The sequence below is a fragment of the Corynebacterium aurimucosum ATCC 700975 genome (genome assembly GCF_000022905.1).
Lineage (GTDB): Bacteria > Actinomycetota > Actinomycetes > Mycobacteriales > Mycobacteriaceae > Corynebacterium > Corynebacterium aurimucosum_F.
In genome coordinates this window covers 2,243,812-2,267,492 of record NC_012590.1, presented here as the reverse complement: position 1 = coordinate 2,267,492, position 23,681 = coordinate 2,243,812, and the positions used below count along the sequence as shown (strand labels likewise).

The 23,681-nt window shown below is 62.6% G+C and carries 15 protein-coding genes, 1 tRNA gene and 1 pseudogene; 14 read left to right on the top strand and 3 right to left on the bottom strand.

Annotated elements, in window-relative coordinates; all coding sequences use genetic code 11:
• The first annotated feature begins 1 nt into the window (after position 1).
• The 5 genes from CAURI_RS10900 to acpS all read left to right on the top strand — a co-directional run bounded on the left by CAURI_RS10900 (position 2) and on the right by acpS (position 12,288).
• Positions 2 to 8,923, top strand: a complete 8,922-nt coding sequence (locus CAURI_RS10900) for a type I polyketide synthase (protein WP_012715269.1) — start codon at positions 2 to 4, stop codon at positions 8,921 to 8,923.
• A gap of 97 nt (positions 8,924 to 9,020) precedes the next feature.
• A complete protein-coding gene (locus CAURI_RS10895) occupies positions 9,021 to 10,016 on the top strand; it encodes a substrate-binding domain-containing protein (RefSeq protein WP_010191221.1) in 996 nt (331 codons plus the stop codon).
• A complete protein-coding gene (locus CAURI_RS10890) occupies positions 10,013 to 11,071 on the top strand; it encodes an ABC transporter permease (RefSeq protein ID WP_010191219.1) in 1,059 nt (352 codons plus the stop codon). Before CAURI_RS10895 ends, CAURI_RS10890 begins: the two co-directional genes overlap by 4 nt.
• A 2-nt stretch (positions 11,072 to 11,073) precedes the next feature.
• On the top strand, positions 11,074 to 11,826 hold the full coding sequence (locus CAURI_RS10885) for an ATP-binding cassette domain-containing protein (RefSeq protein WP_010191217.1): 753 nt from the start codon (positions 11,074 to 11,076) through the stop codon (positions 11,824 to 11,826).
• Positions 11,827 to 11,862: 36 nt separating this feature from the next.
• Positions 11,863 to 12,288 (top strand): holo-ACP synthase AcpS, encoded by a 426-nt coding sequence (gene acpS / locus CAURI_RS10880; RefSeq protein WP_010191215.1) that lies wholly within the window; start codon positions 11,863 to 11,865, stop codon positions 12,286 to 12,288.
• Positions 12,289 to 12,301: 13 nt separating this feature from the next.
• Here the strand turns inward: acpS and CAURI_RS10875 are convergent, their stop codons facing one another.
• Positions 12,302 to 12,940, bottom strand: a complete 639-nt coding sequence (locus tag CAURI_RS10875) for a TetR family transcriptional regulator (RefSeq protein WP_012715267.1) — start codon at positions 12,938 to 12,940, stop codon at positions 12,302 to 12,304.
• 3 nt (positions 12,941 to 12,943) lie between these two features.
• A complete protein-coding gene (gene bcp / locus CAURI_RS10870) occupies positions 12,944 to 13,414 on the bottom strand; it encodes a thioredoxin-dependent thiol peroxidase (protein ID WP_010191211.1) in 471 nt (156 codons plus the stop codon).
• A 198-nt stretch (positions 13,415 to 13,612) separates the two neighbouring features.
• On the opposite strand from bcp, the gene CAURI_RS10865 reads away from it, so the two are divergent.
• The 7 genes and pseudogenes from CAURI_RS10865 to CAURI_RS14340 all read left to right on the top strand — a co-directional run bounded on the left by CAURI_RS10865 (position 13,613) and on the right by CAURI_RS14340 (position 20,505).
• Positions 13,613 to 13,891: a DUF3618 domain-containing protein gene (locus tag CAURI_RS10865; RefSeq protein ID WP_010191207.1), complete on the top strand. Its 279-nt coding sequence runs from the start codon at positions 13,613 to 13,615 to the stop codon at positions 13,889 to 13,891.
• A gap of 195 nt (positions 13,892 to 14,086) precedes the next feature.
• Positions 14,087 to 15,307, top strand: coding sequence for an ABC transporter substrate-binding protein (locus CAURI_RS10860; protein ID WP_012715265.1), 1,221 nt, complete (start codon positions 14,087 to 14,089; stop codon positions 15,305 to 15,307).
• 2 nt (positions 15,308 to 15,309) lie between these two features.
• Entirely contained in the window at positions 15,310 to 16,425 is a 1,116-nt protein-coding gene (locus CAURI_RS10855) for a FecCD family ABC transporter permease (RefSeq protein WP_012715264.1), read from the top strand.
• Positions 16,416 to 17,177, top strand: a complete 762-nt coding sequence (locus CAURI_RS10850; RefSeq protein WP_010191201.1) for an ABC transporter ATP-binding protein — start codon at positions 16,416 to 16,418, stop codon at positions 17,175 to 17,177. Before CAURI_RS10855 ends, CAURI_RS10850 begins: the two co-directional genes overlap by 10 nt.
• 11 nt (positions 17,178 to 17,188) lie before the next feature.
• The gene (locus tag CAURI_RS10845) at positions 17,189 to 17,695 is read left to right on the top strand and encodes a 2'-5' RNA ligase (protein ID WP_010191199.1); all 507 of its coding nucleotides are present in this window, start codon (positions 17,189 to 17,191) and stop codon (positions 17,693 to 17,695) included.
• A gap of 195 nt (positions 17,696 to 17,890) precedes the next feature.
• A complete protein-coding gene (locus CAURI_RS10840) occupies positions 17,891 to 19,102 on the top strand; it encodes an IS256-like element ISCau1 family transposase (protein ID WP_012715263.1) in 1,212 nt (403 codons plus the stop codon).
• 202 nt (positions 19,103 to 19,304) lie between these two features.
• A pseudogene (locus tag CAURI_RS14340) lies at positions 19,305 to 20,505 on the top strand (IS1249 family transposase).
• 172 nt (positions 20,506 to 20,677) lie between these two features.
• Here the strand turns inward: CAURI_RS14340 and CAURI_RS10830 are convergent.
• A tRNA-Lys gene (locus CAURI_RS10830) sits at positions 20,678 to 20,750 on the bottom strand.
• A gap of 287 nt (positions 20,751 to 21,037) precedes the next feature.
• Here CAURI_RS10830 and CAURI_RS10825 point away from each other — a divergent pair.
• Together CAURI_RS10825 and sucC are read left to right on the top strand one after the other, a co-directional pair.
• On the top strand, positions 21,038 to 22,261 hold the full coding sequence (locus tag CAURI_RS10825; RefSeq protein ID WP_010191187.1) for a L,D-transpeptidase: 1,224 nt from the start codon (positions 21,038 to 21,040) through the stop codon (positions 22,259 to 22,261).
• 239 nt (positions 22,262 to 22,500) lie between these two features.
• Complete coding sequence (sucC, locus tag CAURI_RS10820) at positions 22,501 to 23,673, top strand: ADP-forming succinate--CoA ligase subunit beta (RefSeq protein WP_029159028.1); 1,173 nt, start codon at positions 22,501 to 22,503, stop codon at positions 23,671 to 23,673.
• The last annotated feature ends 8 nt before the right edge of the window (positions 23,674 to 23,681 follow it).

Below are 23,681 nucleotides of genomic sequence, written 5' to 3'. Positions count from 1 at the left end.
GGTGTCTGATTTCCACGTCTCTGTTCCTTTGTTCGCGCGCTTGGACTCTGAGCCTTTCGCGCTCTCTTTCTCTGGACAGGGTTATGCCTGGCTGCCATCGTTGCGCGATGCCCTCGCCACCGGCGTCCGACCCAAGATAGCGGCGTTCCTCTCCGCGGCCGAGGAACTCCTTGCTCCACTGGAGGAGGAGCTTCTGGCTGCTGCTCCGCACGGGTTTGCGCCTTTGGCCTGGGCAGATTCGGAACCGGCGTGGGCGCACGCGCTTGCCGACGCCTCGCTTTCCACCCCCGGCATCCTCACCGCGCAGTTGGCGGTCCTCGAATCTCTGCGTGCGCATGGAATAGACCTCGAAGATGCCGTCACCAACATTGGCCATTCCCAGGGCGTGCTTGCCGCGGCGGTTGCTGAGGGACGCATGAGCCCAGCTGAGGCTCTGGCGCTGGCGCGCCTCATCGGTGCAGCCATGACGACTACCGCGCGCAGCGCTGGGCTAGTCCGCACCGCGCAGGGCGCGCCCATGGCGGCGGTGACCGGCGCGACGAAACAGCAACTGCACGAAGCCGGCGCCCACATTGGGCTCGACAACGGCCGTGGGCGCTTCGTCATCGTCGGAACCCCGGCTGAACTTGCCCGGGTGAAGGCCACGTTGCAGGAGCGCTCGGCCCTTACAGAAGAGCCGGAAGGGGAGTCAGCCGCCGTCGCTGTCACCGACCTTGAGGTTTCAGCCGCGTTCCACCATCCCACCATGCGGTATGCGGTGGAGCAGGTGGAAAGCTGGGCAGAGCGAATCGGCTTGGACCCAGAAAACACCGCACAGCTCGCGCGTGCCGTGCTCACGGACTACGTGGACTGGCCCGAGCGCGTCGACTCGGCGCTTAAAGCCGGGGCGCGCTGGATCCTAGAAGTCGGGCCCACTCGCGGGGTGGAGCCGCTGACACGCGATCTCGTTGCCGGGCACGGTGTGGGCACGCTGGCCGTAGCGACAGTGGAAGGACTGGCCCAGCTGGTGGAGCCGGGCCGTGCACCGTCTCTGCCCCGCGCGTGGTCCGAGTGGGCACCCCGCGTGGCAGACGGGCGTTTGTCGACTGCCTTTACGCGGGCCACCGGCTACTCACCAGTCATGCTCCCCGGGATGACTCCCACCACGGTGGATCCGGGTATTGTCGCCGCAGCCGCCAATGCTGGGCACTGGGCGGAGCTGGCCGGCGGGGGACAGCACACTGATGACATCTTGCAGGAGAACCTGCGCACCCTGCGCCGACTCCTGCAGCCTGGGGTGAACGCCCAGTTCAATGCGCTGTACCTCGCGGCTTCCCAATGGCGCCGTCAGATTGAGGGGCCGAACTCGATTCTGCGTGCACGCGCAGGAGGAGCACCCATCAACGGCGTGGTGATTTCCGCCGGCATTCCTCCTGTGGAGGAGGCGGTAGAGCTGGTAGCGAAACTCCACGCCGAGAACTTCCCCTGGGTCGTCTTCAAACCGGGAACTTCGGCGCAGGTGGAGGAGGTTCTCCGTATCGCCGATGCTCTCCCTGAGACCACCGTCATCATGCAGCTAGAAGGTAGCGCGGCCGGTGGCCACCACTCCTTAGAAGGCCTCGATGAGGTCCTTGTTGCTACCTACGCGCGGATCCGTGAGCGCGACAATGTCCTTCTCGCCGTTGGTGGGGGAATTGGTAACCCGGCGCGTGGTGCGGAGTACCTGCTGGGCACGTGGGCGCAGCGCTTCGGCCTGCCCGCAGCGCCAGTCGATGCCATCATGGTGGGCACCGCTGCCATGGCGGCGAAGGAATCCACCGCATCCGAGTCGGTAAAGCAGGCGCTTGTTACTGCACACAGCGGGGATGTTGTGTCGGGCCGCTCGGACCTGGGTGCGGACATTCACGAGCTGGATAATTCCTTCGCCCGCGCCGGGCGCCTCTTGGATGAGGTGGCCGGCGATGCTGCGGCCGTGGAGACCCGCCGCGCGGAAATCATTGAGGCCATCGGGCGCACGTGCAAGCCCTACTTCGGGGACCTCGATGAGATGTCCTATTCCGAGTGGCTGCAGCGCTACCTTGAGCTGTCCTACCTGGATGGCTGGGGTGATGAGTCCTGGTTTAGCCGATTCACGCGCATGGTGGCTCGGGCCGAAGCCCGCCTCCACCCGACCGATCACGGCGAGATTGCGCTGTGCGTTGAGGCTGACCGCGAGAACCCGGCTGAGGCAATTAATCAGCTAACCGAACTCTACGGTGACGCCGCGCTGCACCCGACCGACGCAGCGTGGTTCATTCAACTCGTGGATGGACCTGGCAAACCCGCAAACTTTGTGCCGGTCATCGATACTGACGTGCGCCGCCGCTGGCGCCGCGACACCCTGTGGCAGGCACACGATGAGCATTACGAGGCCGATGAGGTCTGCATCATTCCCGGCACGGCAGCTGTTGCGGGAATCGAGCAGGCTAACGAACCGGTGGCGCAGATACTTGGCCGCTTCGAGCAGGCGGCGCTTGCGCTTCTCGACGGGACCGAGGATGACTCTGGCGAGCCCGCTTTCAGCACTGAAGAGCTCATTCGCCGCGCCCCGACGCTGAATTGGGCCGGGCGCGAGCAGCCCAACCCCCTGAGCCTTGGCCTTGCTGGGGCTGAGCTGGAAGCTACGGGTGCGGAGGCCATGTGGTTGACCGTTCCTTTCCACTCCGGAGCTGAGCTGCGCGCTCGCATTACTCCGCCGAGCATTCCGGGTGCCTCACCACTCGTTAAGGTCGAGGATGCCGAGACCGCCATGCGGGAGCTGCTGCGCCAGGCCCTCGGCGGTGATCTTCCGGACGTTAGCTCCGGGACCGCGACGATCAGCGCTCACCTCAGCGCCACCGACATTGCCCACTACAGCGCGGTGACCAGCGGGGAGATGAGCGCGACTGTCTCGCCCGATGTCCTCGTCGGTCCCGCTTGGCCGGCACTCTTCGCAGTCCTGGCCAGTGCACGCACAGAGTCCGCGGAGCCGGTGGTGGAGGGCTTCCTCGACCTCGTCCACCTCGAACACTCGATGAGCCTCAAGCCAGACACCTGGGAGCTGCTTCGCGCCAGCGCCGCGCCGGGCTCCGAGCCTTTGGACCTGCGCTACACCGCCGAGCTGGAGGAGGTACGCGATACGCCGTCAGGGCGCGTTGTCGACGTTTCTGTCGGCGTGACTGCAGCCGTGCGCGGAGAAGAACATGAATTCGCGCAGTTGCACGAGCGCTTCTTCATCACCGGGCGCCGCGGTGACGCCGCGCTCGAGCTCGCGCGCGCCACAGCTCAAGGCTCGCAAGAAAACAGCGCAGAGCCGTCCTTCCGTGAGACACCGCGCTCCTTCCGCCACCGCACCACCGCGGTAGCACCGGAATTCTTGCTGCCCTTCGCCGTGGTCACGGGGGATAGGAATCCCATCCACTTGTCATCGAACGCGGCGGCACTGGCGGGGCATCGTGAAGGCCCCATCGTCCACGGCATGTGGACCTCGGCGCTGGCACAGGCGGCCGCGGCTTTCGACGGTGCCCGCGTCCTCGAGTGGTCCGCTACCTGGCTTGCACCAGTGCTTCCGGGCAGTGAGGTGGAGTTCGAGGTGGAACGGGTGGGCGTCGACAAGCGGTGCGGCTACGGTGAGGTCCGCAGCGTGACCGCCACCAGCCAGGGCGTGCCGGTGCTTCAGGCGCGAGCGACGATGAGCAGCCCCACTACCTTCTATGCCTTCCCCGGCCAGGGCATCCAATCCCCGGGGATGGGGATGAAGGACTATGCAGAATCCGCAGCGGCGCGCGCCGTGTGGGAGCGCGCGGATAAGCACACGCGGCAGGACTTGGGCTTTTCCATCCTGGAGATCGTCCGCCACAACCCCGACACCGTGGTGGTGGATGGTGAGACCTTCACCCATCCGGACGGTGTGCTTTATCTGACGCAGTTTACGCAGGTGGCCATGGCCACGCTCGGCTGCGCGCAGATTGCAGCGCTCAAGGAAGCCGGGGTTCTCGAGAGCGGCGCCTTCTTCGCTGGCCACTCGGTGGGCGAGTACAACGCCCTGGCCGCTTATGCCGGGGTCCTGTCCTTGGAGGCGGTCCTGGACATCGTTTATGTCCGCGGGCTGACCATGCACCGTTTGGTCGAGCGCGATTCCGTAGGCCAGTCGCTCTATGGTTTGGCGGCGCTGCGCCCGCACAAGATGGGGATGAGCGCGGGCGAGGCCTTCGCCCACGTCGCCCGTGTGGCCGCAGAGACCGGCGAGTTCCTTGAGGTGGTCAACCACAATATCGCCGGGCGCCAATACGCAGTGGCCGGGACGAAGGCGGGACTGGAGGCGTTGGCTCATGACGCCGAGCGCCGCGCCCCTGGGCAGCGCGCCGTTATCCCCATCCCGGGGATTGACGTGCCCTTCCACTCCTCCCGTTTAGTGGGCGGTGTGGCAGATTTCCGCGCGCACCTCGACGCACTCATCCCTGAAGAGATCAACCTTGAGGCACTGGTGGGGCGCTATATTCCAAACCTCGTGGCGCGGCCCTTCGCGCTGAGCCGCGAGTTCGTGGAGGCCATCGCAGAAGTAGTGGACTCGGAGCCCCTCGCGGAGATCCTGGAGGATTTCGACGGCGCCATTGCGTGCCCGGCGCGCATGGGCCGCACCCTGCTCATCGAGCTATTGGCCTGGCAGTTTGCTTCCCCGGTGCGCTGGATTGAGACCCAGGACCTGCTCCTTGGTCAGCTCGGCGTGGAGCGTTTCATCGAGGTTGGCGTTGGCACCGCGCCCACGCTGACCAACATGCTGGGCCAAACACTGCGCCTGCCCCAGTATGCGGGCAGCACAGGCATCGAGGTGCTGAATTACGAGCGCGACCGCGGGCGTGTCTTTGCCGAAGACGCCGAGCCGGCGCCCGAGCCAGCAGCGCAGGTGGCTGGGCAGCCGGATACCGCCGAAGCGGAACCGGCAGAATCTGAGTCGAGGCAGCCAACCGAGAGCACACACCGGGAAGATTCCGTGCACGCCCCGCGCGAGGAGACCTCAGCCGCAGTCGAGGACCTCCCTCTGAGCGTGCACCAGGCCCTCGAGATGCTTATTGCGTTGTGGACGAAGGTCCGCCCCGATCAGATGGCGGCGACCGATTCCATCGAGACCCTCGTGGAAGGCGTATCCTCGCGCCGCAACCAGTTGCTCGTTGACCTCGGCGTGGAGTTCGGCATCAGCGCCATCGAGAATGCCGCGGATGCCCCCATCCCGCAGCTGGCGGAGAGCGTGGCGCAGCGCGCGCCGGGCTACGCAACGTTTGGGGAGGTCCTCGCGGAGCACGTCGCGCAGGCTCTCACCCGGCTCACGGGACCGGCGGGCACGAAGCCGAGCTACGTGGCCGAGCGCGTGAGCAGAACCTGGGGATTGGGTCCCGGCTGGGTCGATCGCGCGACTGTGCAGATGGTCCTGGGCACGCGCGAGGGCTCCTCGCTGCGCGGTGGGGAGCTGGCAAGCCTGCCCATGACCGGCGCGGCATCGGTTGCTGAGCTCGATGCGCTGATCGACGACGCCGTGCGAGCTGCCGGCGAGCGCGAAGGACTCTCGCTGCAAAAGGCCGTAGCTGCAACGCCACACGAGACCTTGGACCCAGAGGCGGTGCGCGCCTACACCGAGCGCCTTGAATCGGCACTGGAGGACTCCGCCCGCGCGGCACTCGCCGCCCTTGGCCGCGAGGAGACCCCGACTGAGCAGGGGGACAGCGCCGCGCTTTCGGAGCTGGAGCAACTCGTTGCCGTGGAGCTGGGCCCGGACTGGCAGCAGCGCATCGCCCCCGCTTTTGATGCGTGCAAGGCAGTGCTTCTCGACGACCGCTGGGCCCGCGCCCGCGAGGACATCGCCCGCGCGGCCGCCGCCGGTGAAGCCGAGCCTGAGCTGGACGTGCTGGGAGCCGGCGAGGAGGTTGCGCTCCTGGCCGAGCACTTCGGCTACGAAGACCTGGCCCGCGATGCCCGCACCCCGGCGGATGGATTGCTCTTCGCTGACCAGGTGGCCGTGGTGACGGGTGGCTCGCCGGGCTCGATTGCCGCCGAGCTCATCGGCGAGCTGCTCGCGGAGGGCGCAACCGTGATTGCGACGACCTCCCAGCTAAGCCACGAGCGCCTGGAGTTCTATAAGCAGCTCTATCGCAGCCATGCCGTCGGCGCGGCAGCGCTGTGGGTCGTTCCAGCGAACCTCACTTCCTTTGCGGACGTGGAGGCGCTCGTGGAATGGATTGCTATGGTGCGCACCGCCACCGTGGGTGGCGAGTCCGTGCGACTGAAGCCGGCTTACGTGCCAGATCTCCTCTTCCCCTTCGCCGCGCCGCGCGTGGCGGGGACCCTCCAGGATGCCGGTGCGGGGGCGGAGTCCCAGATGCGCCTGCTGCTGTGGTCGGTGGAGAAGCTCATTGCGTCGCTCTCCGTAGTGGGTGCGGATACCCACATTGGTCACCGGCTGCACGTGGTGCTTCCGGGCTCGCCCAACCGCGGGCGCTTCGGCGGCGACGGCGCCTACGGCGAGGCCAAGGCGGCCCTCGATGCCTTGGTTAACCGCTGGTCTTCCGAGCAATCCAGCTGGGGTGCGCGCACCTCGCTGGTGCATGCCCACATCGGGTGGGTGCGCGGCACCGGCCTGATGGGTGGCAATGATCCACTGGTTGAGCAGGTGGAGGCCTGCGGCGTGCGGACCTTCTCGGCGAAGGAGATGGCGGTGCAGCTTCTCGACGCCACCGCTTCGCCCGACATCCGCGCCGAAGCAGCACAGGCGCCGCTAAGCGTGGACCTGACCGGCGGGCTGGCCGAGGCTGAGCTGGACCTTGCTGCACTTGCCAGCGCGGCGCAGTCCGAGACCGCCGATGCTTCGCGCGCAGCCGATAGCTCGCGCGAAGGGAAAGCGCTGCGTACGGTCAAGGCCCTACCGAACGTGCTGAGGCCTATGGAGTGGATCAGCCCTGATTTCAGCGGGGCGACGCAGTCCCTCGAGGACATGGTGGTCATCGTTGGTGCAGGCGAGCTGGGCCCGCTGGGCTCATCGCGCACTCGCTATGAGGCGGAGGTCGGCGGAGACCTGTCCGCTGCCGGAGTGCTGGAGCTGGCCTGGAGCCGCGGACTCATCAGGTGGGATGAGCACACGGCCGGCTGGCTGACGGCCGAAGGTGAGGAGTTAGCCGAGGAAGACGTCTACGCGCGCTTCCACGACGAGGTCCTCGCCGGGATTGGTGTGCGCCGCTTCCACGATGACTTCGGCCCGCACCTGCCCATGGTGGATAACCTCGCGCCCGAGCTGACCACCATCTATCTGGAGAAGCCGCTGAGCTTCACCGTGCAGGACGAAGAGACAGCGCGCAGTTTCGTCGATGGCTGCGAGGGCGCCACGTTGCGCCGTGTTAGCGATTCAACCGGCGAGATCGAATGGCAGGTTACCCGGCCCGCCGGTTCCGCGGTGCGGGTTCCGCGGCGCGTAGCAATGACCCGCTTCGTGGGCGGCCAGATACCGGAGGGCTTTGATCCGCAGGTCTACGGCATCCCGGCGGACATGGTGGATAACCTCGACCGCCTCGCCCTGTGGAACCTGGTGTGCACCGTGGATGCCTTCCTTTCAGCAGGCTTCAACCCGGCCGAGCTCTTGGCCCATGTCCACCCGGCGCGCGTGAGCTCCACCCAGGGAACCGGCATGGCGGGCCAGGAGGCGTTGCGCTCGCTGTACGTCGATAAGCTGTTGGGCCAGCCGCGCCCCAATGACATTCTGCAGGAAGCGCTGCCCAACGTCATTGCCGCGCACGTCATGCAGTCCTATGTCGGCGGCTATGGCCAGATGGTGCACCCGGTGGCCGCCTGTGCCACGGCGGCGGTGTCGGTGGAGGAGGGCGTCGACAAGCTGCGCCTGCACAAGGCGGACTTCGTCGTGGCCGGCGGCATCGACGCTCTGTCGATTGAGGGAATCACCGGGTTCGGTGACATGGCGGCTACGGCCGATAGCGCGGGGATGGCGGCGAAGGAGATTGATTACCGCTTCTTCTCCCGCGCTAACGACCGTCGTCGCGCCGGCTTCGTGGAATCCGAAGGCGGAGGAACCATCCTGCTTGCGCGGGGAACCTTTGCGGCAGAGATGGGATTGCCGGTACTTGGCGTGGTGGGCTTTGCCGAGTCCTTCGCCGATGGCGCACACACCTCCATCCCCGCGCCGGGCTTGGGCGCACTCTCCGCGGCGCGGGGCGGTAGGGAGTCTCGCCTGGCTAGCTCGCTGAAGGCGCTGGGGGTCGGCCCCGACGATATCTCCGTGGTGTCCAAGCACGATACCTCCACCAACGCCAACGACCCCAACGAATCTGACCTGCACGAGCGCATCGCCGCCGCCCTCGGCCGCAGCCCCGGCAACCCGCTGTATGTGATATCGCAGAAGAGCCTGACCGGGCATGCCAAGGGCGGTGCCGCCGCCTTCCAACTCATCGGTCTGACCCAGGTACTGCGCAGCGGAATTCTCCCGCCGAACCGTTCCCTGGACTGCGTCGACCCCGTGCTGCGCCGCCACGAGCACCTGCTGTGGCTGCGCCAGCCGCTGGACCTTCGCCGCACCCCGCCGAAGGCGGGCCTGGTGACCTCCCTGGGCTTCGGACATGTCTCCGCCCTCATCGCGTTGGTCCACCCGGGTGCTTTCTTTGCCGCGTTGGCCCGGGAGCAGGGCGAGGGCGTGGCCGAAGCCTGGCGCGCAGCCGCTACCGAACGCGAACGGCGTGGCCTGCGGCGCTTGGAAGAAGCCATGCGCGGTGGAACAGCGCTGTACGAGCGGCCGGTGAACCGCAACCTCGGTTCGGTCCCAGCCACCGAGGTGAGCGAACGAGAGGCCGCGGTGCTGCTGAGCGACTCCGCGCGGCTGCGTGACGGCATGCTTGATCCGGAGGGAGGAAACACAACGCAACGGGGGTAGCAGACGCTAGAGTATCCCCAGCGTGCACCCTCTGGAACGATAAAGAAGCAGGTCAGACGGGTTGGAGAAGTCCCGACATCTGGGGCACCATGCAAGGGTGAAAAAAGCTAAGAAACCTCTTCTAGGCCTCATCGCGGTCGCTGCCGCCGCCGTGCTCACCGCATGTTCGGCCACTGGCGGCGCGCCCCGCCCCGAAGCCGACGGCGAGCTAGCCGGTGGCGTCGACACCGAGCGCCTAGTCGTCGCCATGATTTCCCACGGCGCGCCGGGAGACACGTACTGGGATCTCGTGCGCAAGGGTGCGGAGGACGCCGCCCGCAAGGACAATATCGAGCTGCGCTACTCCTCCGACCCGGAAGCCCCCAACCAGGCCAACCTGGTGCAATCCGCCATCGACTCCGGCGTGGACGGCATCGCCGTGACCATGCCTAACTCTGGGGCGATTGGGCCTGTGACCAAGAAGGCCGCGGACGCCGGCATCCCCACCGTTGGCCTTAACGCCGGCATGGATGATTACCAGAAGTATGGCATGAGCGCCTTTTTCGGCCAGGAGGAAAAGGTGGCCGGTACCAAGGCCGGCGAGCGCCTCAAGGAGGATGGTGCCAAGCACGTTCTGTGCGTCATCCACGAGCAGGGCAACTCTTCCCAGGAGTCGCGCTGCGCCGGCGTGAAAGAAGGCCTGGACAACGGAAAGGTGGAGATCCTCTACGTTAACGGCAAGGATCTGACCTCCGCGCAGTCCACCATTAACGCGAAGCTGAGTCAGGATCCCTCCATCGATTGGGTGATGGCGCTGCAGGCCTCTGTAGCCATGCGCTCCACCGACGCGGTTGCCGACGCCTCCTCCAAGGCCAAGGTCTCCACCTTCGACACCAACGCTGAGCTTGTCGACGCCATCGCGGATAAGCGCATCGAGTGGGCCGTCGATCAGCAGCCCTATATGCAGGGCTACCTCGCCGTCGACTCGCTGTGGTTGGCACACCGTAATGGCTCCACCATGGGCGGCGGTCGCCCCGTGTACACCGGCCCCTCCTTCGTGGACTCCACCAACGTGGACATCATCTCCGAATCCGCTAAGGAAGGTTTGCGATGAGCGAAACCGCTAGTGCATCAGACGAGGCGCTATCTAGCCCCGCCGATACGCGCCTGACCCGCCGCAGCGGCTTCGCGCGGCTCATCCGCCGCCCGGAGCTGGCCAGCCTGCTCGGCGCGGTGGTCATCTTCGTCCTCTTCATGATCGTGGCGCCCGCCTTCCGCTCGGTGGAGGCCTTCTCCACGGTGCTCTACGCCAGCTCCACGCTGGGTATCGTGGCCCTAGCGGTGGGTCTGCTCATGATTGGTAATGAGTTTGATTTGTCCTCCGGCGTGGCGGTGACCTCCGCGGCGCTCGTGGCCACCATGCTCAACTACAATTTCCACCTCAACTCGTGGGTGGGCGTGGGGCTGTCCCTCATCACCGCGCTGGCCATCGGTGCGCTCAACGGCTTTCTTGTGGTGCGCACCAAGATCGATTCCTTCCTTATTACGCTGGCGGCATTCCTCATGCTGCAGGGCCTCAACCTGGCGATTACCAAGCTGGTGACCGGCCAGGTGGCCACCCCCACCATCGCTGACATGGAGGGCTTCGGTTCTGCTCGCGTCATTTTTGCCGGCACCATCCACATTGGCAGCTTGAGCATCCGCGCCACCGTCATCTGGTGGATCCTCTTCGTGGCCATCGCCTCGTGGGTGCTGTACAAAACGCGCTGGGGAAACTGGATCTTCGCCGTGGGTGGCGACGATGAAGCCGCCCGCGCCGTTGGCGTTCCCGTGCGCCGTGTCAAGGTGGCGCTGTTCATGCTCGTCGGCTTCGCGGCGTGGTTCGTGGGCATGCACACCCTCTTTGCCTTCGACTCCATCCAGGCCGGCCAAGGTATTGGTAACGAGTTCCTCTACATCATCGCCGCGGTCATTGGCGGCTGCTCCATGACCGGCGGGCGCGGCACCGCAGTGGGCACAGCCATCGGCGCGCTTATCTTCGGCATGACCAACCAGGGCATCGTGTACGCCGGCTGGAACCCCGACTGGTTCAAGTTCTTCCTCGGCGCCATGCTGCTCTTCGCCGTGCTCACGAACACCTCGGTGGCCAACTTTACGAGGAAGCGATAACCATGATTGAGCTGCACGATATTTCCCAAACCTTCGGCAACTTCCACGCCCTGCGCGGCATCAACCTCAGCGTCAAGGAAGGCGCAGTGACTTGTGTGCTGGGTGATAACGGCGCGGGCAAATCCACGCTGATTAAGATCCTCGCCGGCCTCAACCAGCCCACCGGCGGCACCATCACCGTCGATGGGGAAGAGGTGAGTTTCGCCAGCCCGCGCGATTCCCTCGATGCCGGTATCGCCACCGTGTACCAGGATTTGGCGCTGGTGCCCTCGTTGCCGGTGTGGCGCAACTTCTTCCTGGGCCAAGAGCTCACCGGGGCGCTGGGGAGCTTGCGTGAGGAAGAGATGAAGCGGATTACGAACGAGCAGCTGTCCGAGATGGGCATTGAGCTTGGCGACGTCTCCGTGGAACTCTCCGCTCTCTCCGGCGGCCAGCGCCAAGTGGTCGCCATTGCTCGCGCCATCTACTTCGGCGCGCGCTACATCATCTTGGACGAGCCGACCGCCGCGCTCGGCGTGAAGCAATCGGGCATGGTGCTGCGCTTTATCGATGCCGCCCGCGAACGCGGCATGGGCGTGGTGTTCATTACGCACAACCCGCAGCACGCCTACCTCGTGGGCGATCATTTCATCGTGCTCACGGTGGGGCAGATGTCCCTGGATGCTTCCAAAGAAGAGGTCACGCTGCCAGAGCTGACCCAGTGGATGGCCGGCGGCGACGAGCTGGAGGAGCTCAAGCAGGAGCTGGCGCGTTAGACCACGGTTGGCGCAACTAAGCTGGCCTGCATGACTATGAGTGGCGTGAGCGTGGGCACCGACCTAGTGCACATCCCATCCTTTGCGCAGCAGCTGGAGCTTCCCGGTACGCGCTTTGCGCAGGTTTTTAGTGCCTCCGAGCTGCGCGTGGCGCAGGCCCGAGGAGTGAGCGGTGCTGCCCGCGCGCAGCATCTCGCGGGGCGCTGGGCAGCCAAGGAGGCCTTCATTAAGGCGTGGTCGCAAGCGCTCTACGGGCGTCCGCCGGCCCTAGCGGAGGAGGCCGTGGACTGGGCGGAGATTGAAGTTCGCCCGGATGCGTGGGGGCGCGTGGCACTCGAGTTGCGTGGTGAGATCGCCTGCCTCGCGCGGGAATCCCTCGGGGATTTTTCTATGGCGCTGTCCATTAGCCACGATGGCGACTACGCCACCGCTATCGTGTACCTTTCGCGGCCCACGCCATAACCCACGCCATGACCTAGGCGCTCGTGGCGATGGCGAAGAGGTAGGCGATGAGCATGCGCTTAATCTCTTCCACCACGCCATCGAAGCTCTCCTCGGAGCGCATGGTGCTGTAGTTGAGCAGCGAGACCACGGTGTGGACGAGGAAGGCCGCAATTTCCACGCGGGCGTTAGCGTCCATACCTTGGGCAAGAGGCTCGATGATTTCCGCGATCGGCTTGAGCAGGCTCAGCTCGGTGTCAGCAGCCGTGGCGCGGGTGGCGGGTGTGGACTGAACGGCATGCCACACCGCCCGGCGCGAAGGATCGTTGCGCCAGACGCGGGCCATACGGTCGATGAATTCTTCAAGGAAGTCCGGCCATTGCAGGGCCGGAACGCGCTGGGAAAAGCGCTCGACCTCCGCCAGCATCTCCGCGGTGTCTTGGCGGTCCAGCTCGCAGATTAAAACGTACTTGTTGGCGAAGTATTGATAAAGCGTGCCAATCGGCACTTCTGCGCGGCGCGAGACTTCGTCGAAAGTAAAGGACTCGAAGCCATAGTCCACGAGCGTCTCCCGCGCGCAGGACAAAATCCGGTCATACTTGGCCCGGCTACGCGCCTGCGCTGGGCGACGCCTAGGGACCAGTATCTCCGGTGACTTCGAGCTAGATTCCACGGTTTAGTTGAGCCCCTTGAGCACGCGGGCGACGTGGCCGGTGGCCTTGACGTTGTACATGGCTTGGCCAATGGTGCCGTCTTCCTCGACGAGGAACGTGGAGCGGATGACACCCTGGACGATCTTGCCGTAATTCTTCTTTTCGCCGAAAGCGCCATAAGCCGTCATGACTTCCTTGTCGGGGTCCGACAGCAGCGGGAAGTTCAGCTCGTGGTCCTCGCGGAATTTCGCCAGGGCCTCGGGCTTATCGGGGGAGATGCCTACCACGGCGATGTTCATGCCGTTGAGCTGCTCCAAGCTATCGCGGAAGTCACAGGCCTCCTTCGTGCAGCCAGGGGTGTTGGCGCGCGGGTAGAAGTAAACCACGACGCGCTGGCCGGCATAGTCGCTCAGGCTCACAGTGTTGCCGGAATCATCGCTCAAGGAAAAAGCGGGGGCTTTGTCTCCTACGGACAGTCGTTGTGCTTCAGTCATGGTGTCTAGCTTACCGTGCTCTCCCTTAGGGCTCTTTGGTGAATCTAAGTTTGCTCGCCGCAGCACAGCTGAGACAAATCTTGGCCAACTCTGCAGGGGAGCTGGTGGTCAATGTAGAATGTCCACGTTAGAACCACAACGGTTAGAAAGACGCTAACCGCAACAACACCGAACGAAGCCAAAATTCAGGAGATTCACGTGGCACGCAACATTGATGATATCCAGCGCGACATCGAGCGCACCCGCCGTCAGCTGGCTAGCACCTTGGATGAGCTCGCTGATCGCAGCAAGCCGCAGAACTTCGTTGAGGACGCTAAGGGCGCGGCAACCCAGAAGCTGCAGGAGCGCAATGTGCAGATGGCGCTCGCCGGCGTTGGCGCGGCTGTCGTAGGCCTCATCGCTTTTTCTGTCTTCCGCTCCAAGCGTCGTAAGTCCGACATCAAGGAGCTGCAGCGCCTGCTTGCTGAGCGCCGCTAACGCCGGCTAGCGCCATTGGGCGCGACTGCGTGCGTAGAAGCCCTGCCTTGGGAAATGTCCGGGGTGGGGCATTTTTGCGCTCGGTATGCGTTAGTAGAAGTATTGCCTATCCTATCTAAGCTTTGGGTAGCCCTACCTGCCGGTGTAGTATGAGCCTCCGTGCAGACCACAAGACGAAAGTTTGAAGGAGAAATCGTGCTTCACGTATCGACGCCTGCAGCTCAGGCATCCCGTCACCGCGCCGGGCGAGTGGTAGGAGCGTGTGCCATTGTGACGGCGCTGGCTGGCGCGCTGGCGGGCTGTGCTTCCGACAATGCCGATGCCGGCAGCGAGCAGTCAACGGGAGCGCAAGGGACCGCCGCTGTGAGTTTCACAGACCTTGCCGGCCGCCAAGTGGAGCTGGACCACGAGCCAGAACGCGTAATCCTGGGAGAGGGCCGCAGCGTCTTTGCCACCGGCATCCTTAACAAGGAAGATCCGCTGGACAAGGTCGTGGCCATCGGATCGGACCTGAAGCAGAACGTGCCCGACTACTACCACGAGCTGGAAAAGGCCACGCCCAAAGTCAACGAGCTGCCCGAAATCGGCGGCTTCACCAAGGGCGACGTCACCGTGGAGGAGCTCATCAGCCTCGACCCAGACCTCATCGTGCTCTCCAAGGATCAGTACGAAGCCTCCCAGACCGCTGGGCTCACTGACAAGCTGGACCAGGCCGGCCTGACCTATGCCGTCACAGACTTCCGCGCCAAGCCCTTGGAGAACACCGTCCCCACCATGAGAATATTCGCCGATATCTTTGGCCACGAGGACCGCGCGGAGGAGTTCATCGCGGACTGGCAAAAGAATGTGGACCTGGTGACCGAGCGCGCCACCAAGGCGCAGGGCAAGCCCTCTACCTTCGTGTGGCGCGCAGCAGGTATTTCCGACTGCTGTGGCTCGTGGAACGACTCCAACATTTCTGAGCTGGTCAACGTCGCCGGCGGGAAGAACGTGGCAGACGACATCATCGAAGGTGAGTCCGGCGCGCTGACCCCGGAGAAGGTCATCGACGCCGATCCCGACATGATCATTGCTACCGGCGGCGACTGGTCCGCCAAGGTCGATAACGCAAAAGGGCACACCGGATTCGCTGCCGTCGGCTATGGCATCAGCGATAAGGATGCCCACGACAGCGCTGCCACGCTGGCCGGCGTCCAACCTGGTTTTGAGGACCTCTCCGCCGTCAAGGAGCACAACCTCCATGGCCTGTGGCACCAGTTCTACAACTCGCCCTTCAACTACCTAGCACTCCTCCAGATCGCCGCGTGGCTCCACCCGGAGGATTACACCGACGTCAACGTGCAGCAAGAATGGGCAGAAGCCCAAGAGAAATACTCGCCCGTCCCAGGCGACGGAACCTTCTTCAGCACCAATTAGTCATGAGCATTCTCACATCAACTGGGCGCTCGGCAAGCCCAGAACGGACCACGCGCGCAGAAACCGCAGTTCTTCCCGTGGAGGCCCTGGCACGCGAGCACTCCCGTGTAACACGCCGCCGCATCGCCATCGTCGCCGGGCTTATCGTCGTGGCTCTCGCTGCCTTCGTCGTCAGCGTTATCGTCGGCGCCATCGACCTCACCCCGGGTCAGGTGCTGCGGGGGATGGTGGATCCGGGAGGTGTCGACAAGCAAACGCGTACAGTCCTGTGGAGCCTGCGCCTGCCTATGGCTGTCATGGCGCTGCTTATCGGCGCCAGCCTGTCACTGGCTGGCGCACAGATGCAAACCATCCTGGATAATCCGCTGGCGGAACCCTTTACTCTCGGTATTTCCGCGGCGGCTGCCTTCGGCGGAGCCAGTGCCATCGTGTTGCGTTGGCAGCTTTTGGCCCAGCCGCAGTTCAACCTCGCGCTTATCGCGTGGCTGTCGGCGGCGCTCGCCACGGCCATCATCGTCGTTGCTGCCGTTATCCGCGGCGCGAAGTCCGAGACGATGGTGCTGCTCGGCATCGGCCTCGTCTTCTTCTTTCAGGCCATGCTGGCGCTCATTCAATACCGTTCTTCCAGCGAGGCTCTCCAGCAGATCGTTTTCTGGTCCATGGGCTCGCTCACCCGCGCCAGCTGGCAGGCCAACGCCGTGCTAGCCAGCGCGCTTGCAGTGGCGCTGCCCATCCTGGGCGCGCTGTCGTGGCGGCTGACGGCGCTGCGGCTTGGCGATGCCCGCGCCACCGCCCTCGGTGTCAACACCTCCCGTCTGCGCGTGATCGTTCTCGTCGTGGTCTCACTCGTCGCGGCCACCACCGTGGCCTTCGCTGGCATCATCGGCTTTATCGGCCTAGTAGGCCCTCACATCGCGCGCATGCTGGTGGGGGAGGATCAACGCTACTTCGTGCCGGCATCCATGGCCGCGGGCGCGGCGGTGATGTGTGCCGCCCATGCGCTGAGCCTCGTCATTAAGCCCGGGCTGGCCATCCCCATTGGCATCGTGACCTCACTATTGGGCGTACCGTTCTTCATCGCCATCGTCATGACCCGGAGGAGGGCATTGTGGACGTAGAACTCACCATCGCTGATCTGACCGCCGGCTATGGTTCGCGCACGGTGGTAGATGGGCTGAGTCTCCCCACGCTGCGCGGCGGGCAGGTGGTGGGCTTGCTGGGGCCGAACGCGTCTGGCAAGACCACCACCATTAAGGCGCTCGCCGGCGTGCACCGCGCGCGGGGTGGCACGGTTGATTTTCGTGTCGACGGCCAAGCCCCGCGCGGGCAGCGGCGCCGCCAGCTCATTGGCTACGTGCCGCAGGGCCTGCCGCACACCGCGGCGCTGCGGGCGTTTGAGGCGGTGCTGATTGCGGCGCGGCGCGAAGCATGCGAGGACCCAATCACCCGCACAGCCGAGGTCCTGCACTCCATGGGGCTCGATGAGATTGCGCAGCGCTACCTCAATGAGCTCTCTGGAGGCCAGCGCCAGCTCGTCGCCGTGGCGCAGATGCTCGTGGGGACCCCTGGGCTCATGCTTCTCGACGAGCCCACTTCCGCCCTCGATCTCAACCGCCAGCTCTTCGTCTTGGGCCGCGTGCGGGCAAAAGCTCGGGAGGAAGGCAGCCTTGCGTTGGTGGCGATTCATGACATCAATCTGGCCGCCCGGATGTGCGATCAGCTTGTCGTGCTTCACGGCGGCAAGGGACGCGCTCACGGCGCTCCGGGGGAGGTGCTCACGGAGGAACTCTTGCGCGAGGTCTATGGCGTAGAGACGGATGTGCTGGACCACCGCGGGCAACCTGTCGTGGCGCTGCGAGAGGTTAGTTAGACTCGGGCCATGTGAGCCGAAATTCGCCCGAGAACCTCCTGCTGTACCTCACCCCGGAGGATGAAGACACGATCCGGGAAGTCTATGCTGCCCTGGCTCAGCGTGGCTTTCCGGTGCAGCACCAGCGCCCGCACATTACGGTAACGTTTGCGCCGGCGCTCGAGACTGCAGTCGTCGACGAGGCCCGCACGCTGTTGCCGACGCTACTGCCGGCGCTGTTTCATCGCGTCGGGACGGTGGTGTTCGGGAGGAAAAGCAAGCAGACCGTGGCCTGGCTTCTGGAGGCCACCGATGAGCTAGAGATTGCTGCGCGCCAGATAAGCGCCGCGAATCCCGAGGGGCGCGGCCCAAGGTGGACGCCGCATCTGACGATGGGGTTGCGCCTGCCCCGGGCGCTGGTGCCTGACTATATGCGTGCCCTCGATGAGATTGCCGGGCCGGAGCATAAAGAATTCACTGCCGAACTTGCCGCCTGGTGGCGGCCTAAGACGCAGCGCTTGGAGGTCTTCGGGGATTAAGGGGCTAACCCCCCCTTAACCCGGCTTAAGGGACATTTCGTGTGGATAAACCGATACGGATTCCTGGGGCAGCCTGGGATAATACGGTGATCTTGATTTTGAATCGGTTCCAACGGCCCGATCTGTGAAATCAACACCGGATAGTCCTAGGTCTGTGATAAGGGGACTGCTGCTGGTGCGGTAAGGCCAATTCCTATGGCTAATAGGAATCGGCCGTCGTGTGACATGTGCGGCCACGGATTGGTTAAGAACGGCAAAACCGCGGCAGGAACCCAACGCTGGTTGTGTCCTCAGTGCAACGTTTCATCGATTAATACCCGCGCACACACCAGCGATATTCGGCACTTCAAAATCTTTATCGACTGGATTCTTTCCGGCGAATCCGCAGACCATTTAGCCAAACGCCTTGGGGTAACAAGGCGGACTTTAACCCGGTGGTTCAAGCTTTTGTGGTTTATCACCGTGCCCACGACTACTGACCCCTATCGGGTTTATGACCAGGTCTTTATCGACGGCACCTACTTCCACAAAAAATGCCTGCTGGTAGCCTGCACCGAAACACACGTCATCGCCTGGCACTGGTGCCTGCGTGAAAGCTCCTACGAGTACCTGAAACTGCTCGACAAAATCGCGCAACCACTCATCGTCACCACCGACGGGGCAGGCGGAGCACTCAAGGCACTGCGCATTAAATGGCCCGACGTTGCCATCCAGCGTTGCTTAGTCCACGTCCAGCGCAACACTTTTGCTGATATCAGCCGCAACCCGATTCACCCAGCGCATAAAGCAATCCGGAAACTGGGCTACATGCTCGTCCAGGTACACAACCGTGAAGATGCTGCGCGGTTTACTGCTGCAGTCCACCACACCCGCATTACCTTTGCTGATTGGCTTAAAGAGCGAACCTACCGCAGTGCTATACCAGCAGGCCAAGTACCGAAATGGGTCAGCCCCAACCAGAAATGGTGGTACACCCACCGCAACGCCCGCAGGGCTCTAAAACGGCTAGAAAAGCTTATTCACGCTGGACAATTATTTACTTTCCTTGACCCGCCTGAAGGTGTCACACAGGACTTAAAAGCCACCACAAACCTGCTGGAAGGCGGCATCAACAAACAACTCAAAGACTTAGCAGGAAACCATCGGGGCATGTTCGATGAGCATCAGCGCATCACCATGGACTGGTGGCTCTACACCCACACCGAAGACCCGGTAGCGCCACTGGAGTTAACCAAGCAACAAGACTTCGGACGCCAAGGAGAAAAAGCAGCACGCGCAGCCTGGGCAAAAGAAGAACTCACACGACGTGGCCACCCAGACGGACGACCAGCCACATACGACACCCACATCGACAACGAATGGAACCCCAGCTTAGGCATAAGAAAAGGCTGGGCCGGACGCGCCTAAATCCACACGAAATGTCCCTTAGCGCGACACGCCGCAAATCCGGCCTAAACGACAGGATGTGTTGGTGAGGTTGGGTGGTTAGCTGGTCTGGCGTGCTGGTATTAGGATGATTTCACTTATCCGGAGGGATAACCCAGCCTCGGGCCGGAAATACCGCCGGGGAAGTGCCAGTGTGCTAGCTGCCTAGGTTCACGATGAGAGGATGAGTAAGAATCATCCTCGATGCCCTGTCTGTAGCGGGGTATGCATCAAATACGGAACGACAAATACCGGTCGCCAACGATGGCGATGCCGCACTTGCAAGGCCACTTTCACCCGCGCCAATGACGACGCAGTTCAAGCAAAATGGTTTCGCCTTTTCATCTCTTGGCTCATGTCAGGCCACAGCCTGGCAGAGACAGCTAAGACCTGCGGAGTTTCATCACGAACTCTGCAACGCCGGTTCAAAACGTTTTGGCTTATCCAACCTCCCCGAAGCGTTGATAAGCAGCGAATCTACGACCAAATCTTCATCGACGGCACCTACTTCAACACCAAGTGCCTTGTCGTAGCTGCTGACTCCTGCCATGTCATCAACTGGTTCTGGTGCACTAAGGAATCCTCTTGGTCTTACATGCGCCTGCTAGACGAGATAGCCCCACCACAACTGGTGACCTGTGATGGGGATTCCGGAGGACTTAAAGCACTACGCCACTTGTGGCCTGATACTCCAGTTCAACGCTGCATTGTCCACGTCAAACGCAACATTCAACGCGCCACAGGCCTGCACCCCACCTCGCCGATGGGCAAAGCACTGCGACGGCTTTCCTTCGAACTGCTAGCCGTTGACAACCTGGATGAAGCAGCCGAATGGACTGCCAAGCTACACCAATTCGGCACTGTATTTAGCGCCCAGCTCAAAAGCCAAAACTTACGTCAAAGACGTCCCTTTCGAGCAGATTCCTAAATCCAAACGCGGCAACAAAAAATGGTGGTACACCCACGATGTTCACCGCGGAATCTACCTACAGCTGAAGAAAATGAGTCAACACGGACACCTCTTTGCCTACCTCACCCAAGCTAAAGAAGGCCAACGCTTAGAGCGCACAACCAACAGCCTGGAAGGCGGAGTGAACTCACAAATCAAGAAACTGATGCACGCCCACCGAGGACTACGCGACGAGCAACAACGCATCGCCTGTGACTGGTGGCTGTACCTACACACGCAGCTGCCTGGCGACCCCGTAGAAATCGCCAGGCAGCAAAACTGGGGCCAGGACGCACTCGCCAAAGCACAAACCCTAGCCAACCAGGAAACACAAGCCACCAGCGGCCACGAAGACGGCCGACCAGCAACCTACGACAGCGCCATCGACACTGCCTACAACCACTCTATGGGAATACGCAAAGGTCACATACGCTAAACCCCAACCCCCACCAACACAATCTGTCGTTTAACTCGACACGCCGGAAAACAACACGTTTTGTCGTTTAGGCCGCAAATCCACACGAAATGTCCCTTAAGCCCTTAACCCCGGTTGTCGAGGCGGCGAGACGAGGAAACCCCCTTCATCTAGGATGAAGGGGGTTAAACTGTGCGCCATCAGGGAATCGAACCCCGAACCCACTGATTAAGAGTCAGTTGCTCTGCCAATTGAGCTAATGGCGCTTGCGTCTACCCGGTGGCTTCTGATTTCCTCAGCGCCTGCCGTGCAACGAGATGTAACTTTAACACCCTCTTCCCAAAAAGGTAAAATCGCCAGGTGAATGAAGGTTTTAGGTGCCTTAGGTAGCGGCTACTTTTCTCTTCTTTGAAAGTGCGGAGTGCGGGAGTGGGGAAGGCTGGTAACGAAACGGTTAAAGGCGGTGGCGCTAACTAGTTAGAAGGCGGTGTGGGCGGTTAGGCTTAGTGCACTCTTGTCATTGTCTAAATCTTTCTATGAGCTAGGGGTTTCTGTGCGTTCTCTATTCCCTTCTGCACGTCCCGCAGTACTTCTCTCGAGCCTCGTTGCGACGGCTTCCCTACTGGCCGCCTGTACCATCGGCGGGGCCGAGGATTCCAGCCCGGCTGAAAACCAATCGCAGGAAGATGTCCAAGCGAGTGCTTCGGCAGAGGCGTCGGCAGCCGCTAAAGCGAAGCAGTTGAAGTTTTCCGTCAAAGATGGCGCTAGCAATGTTGATCCATCCGAACCGGTGGAGGTGAGCTCCCCAGCCGGCCTGAAGTCGGTGACGATGACCAACGAGGCTGGCGTTGAGGTCGAAGATGAGCTGTCCTCTGACTCGACCACGTGGAAGAGTGCTGAGGTGCTGGGCTATAACCGCACGTACACCATTGATGCCACGGACAAAGATGGCACCCATAAGACCATCACGTTCACCACCCCGCAGGCTGCGGCGGTATCCGAGGTGGCTTTGAGCCCACTGCCGGACTCCGAAGTGGGTGTGGGGCAGGTCATCGGTGTGCGCTTTGGTAACTACGTCACTGACCGCAAGGCGGCCGAAGAGACGATTAAGGTCAAAACCGAGCCCGCCGTCGAAGGTGCCTTTTACTGGGTGAATAACCAGGAGGTGCGCTGGCGCCCGGAAAACTATTGGGAGCCGGGTACGAAGGTGACTGTCGACGTTGACCTGTACGGCCGTAACCTCGGTGGCGGCGTCTACGGCGGTGAGGATGCTTCCACCAACTTCACCATCGGCGACCGCGTCATCACGCTGATTGATAACAACACCAAGATGATGTCGGTGTTCAAGAATGGTGAGGTGCTGCGCCGCATTCCTGTGTCGATGGGCAGGGATGGCCAGTGGGATACCCCGAATGGCACCTACATCATCGGCGATCAATACCCCTCCCTGGTCATGGATTCCACCACCTTCGGCCTAGCTCTTGATGCTGGCGGTTATAGGACTGACGTCCAGTGGGCAACTCAGATGTCTTACTCCGGAATCTATGTCCACGCGGCGCCTTGGGCTGTCGGTGCGATGGGCAGCTACAACCAGTCCCACGGCTGTATCAACGTGACTACTGAGGCTGCTCAGTGGTTCCAAAACACGGTCAAGCGCGGTGATCTGGTCAAGGTCTCCAACACCGGTGGTGGTGTGCTGAGCGCGCTCGACGGACTAGGGGACTGGAACATGGACTGGGCCACCTGGTCTGCGGGCAATGCTGACGCTAACCAGTAGCTCTCCTGGGGCGGCGGCGCTTATCGACGGTGCCGCCCAGGGTGCCCCCGAAAGTTAAATCAGCTAATTCTTTGCTGGGGGTTTAAACGGCTATAACGGGCAGCGTTGCATCGCACACGCGCGGTGTGCAAAGTGTGTGAAGTGCAACGCTTTAACTTCTGCAAAGTGGTTTGCATCACGTCTTTGTTTTGGTGAATCTTGTGGAGAACTAGTTTTTCACTGCAAAGATGGAGGCAGAAGTGGATCTCTACGAGTACCAAGCTCGAGACCTCTTTGAAGCTCATGGCGTTCCCACCCTCAAAGGCATCGTTGCGACCTCAGCTGTGCAGGCTGAAGAAGCAGCCGCGAAGTTGGGGACGCCGGTGGTCGTGGTCAAAGCACAAATTAAAACAGGCGGACGCGGCAAGGCTGGGGGTGTCAAGCTCGCGCATAGCCCCGCGGAAGCGGCGGAAAAGGCCAACGAGATCTTGGGCTTGAAGATCAAAGGCCACACCGTGCGCAAGGTCATGGTGGCCGAAGGTGCGGACATTGCGGCGGAGTATTATTTCTCGATCCTCCTTGACCGCACCAAGCGGCGCTACCTAGCCATGCTTTCCAAGGAGGGCGGCGTAGAGATTGAAAAGCTGGCCGAAGAGCGCCCGGATGCCCTGATTAAGCGCAGCTTCTCTCCACTCGACGGCATGACGGACACGCTGGCGCGAGACATGGCCTATGAGGCCGGGTTTGATGAGGGGGACGTCGCCAAGCTGGTGCCCGTATTCAAGAAGCTCTACACGGTGTACACGGAAGAAGACGCCACGCTGGTGGAGGTGAACCCGCTGGTCAAGACATCGAGCGGTGAGATCATTGCGCTCGATGGCAAAATCACGCTGGATGATAACGCGCAGTTCCGTCACCCAGAGCACCGCGACCTCCAGGACCACGGAGCGACCGATCCGCTGGAGCTCAAGGCACAGAAGATGGGTCTGAACTATGTGAAGCTGGATGGTTCCGTGGGGATTATCGGCAATGGTGCTGGACTCGTGATGTCCACGCTCGACGTTGTGGCCTATGCCGGCGAGGATCTTTCTTCGCAGCCGAAGCCCGCGAACTTCCTAGACATCGGTGGTGGCGCTAACGCTGAAGTGATGGCCAACGGGCTCGAAGTGATTCTTAGTGATCCACAGGTGAAAGCGGTCTTTGTCAACGTCTTTGGCGGTATCACTGCCTGTGATGAAGTGGCCAAGGGCATCGTGCAGGCCTACAAGATTCTGGACTCGGAGGGGATTGAACCCAAGCCGCTCGTGGTGCGCCTCGACGGCAACAACGCGGAGCTTGGACGCACGATTCTCAATGACGCACACCTGCCCAAACTGGAGCAGGTAGAAACCATGGATGCTGCCGCCCGCAGGGCTGCGGAGCTGGCGAACTAGGAGTAGAC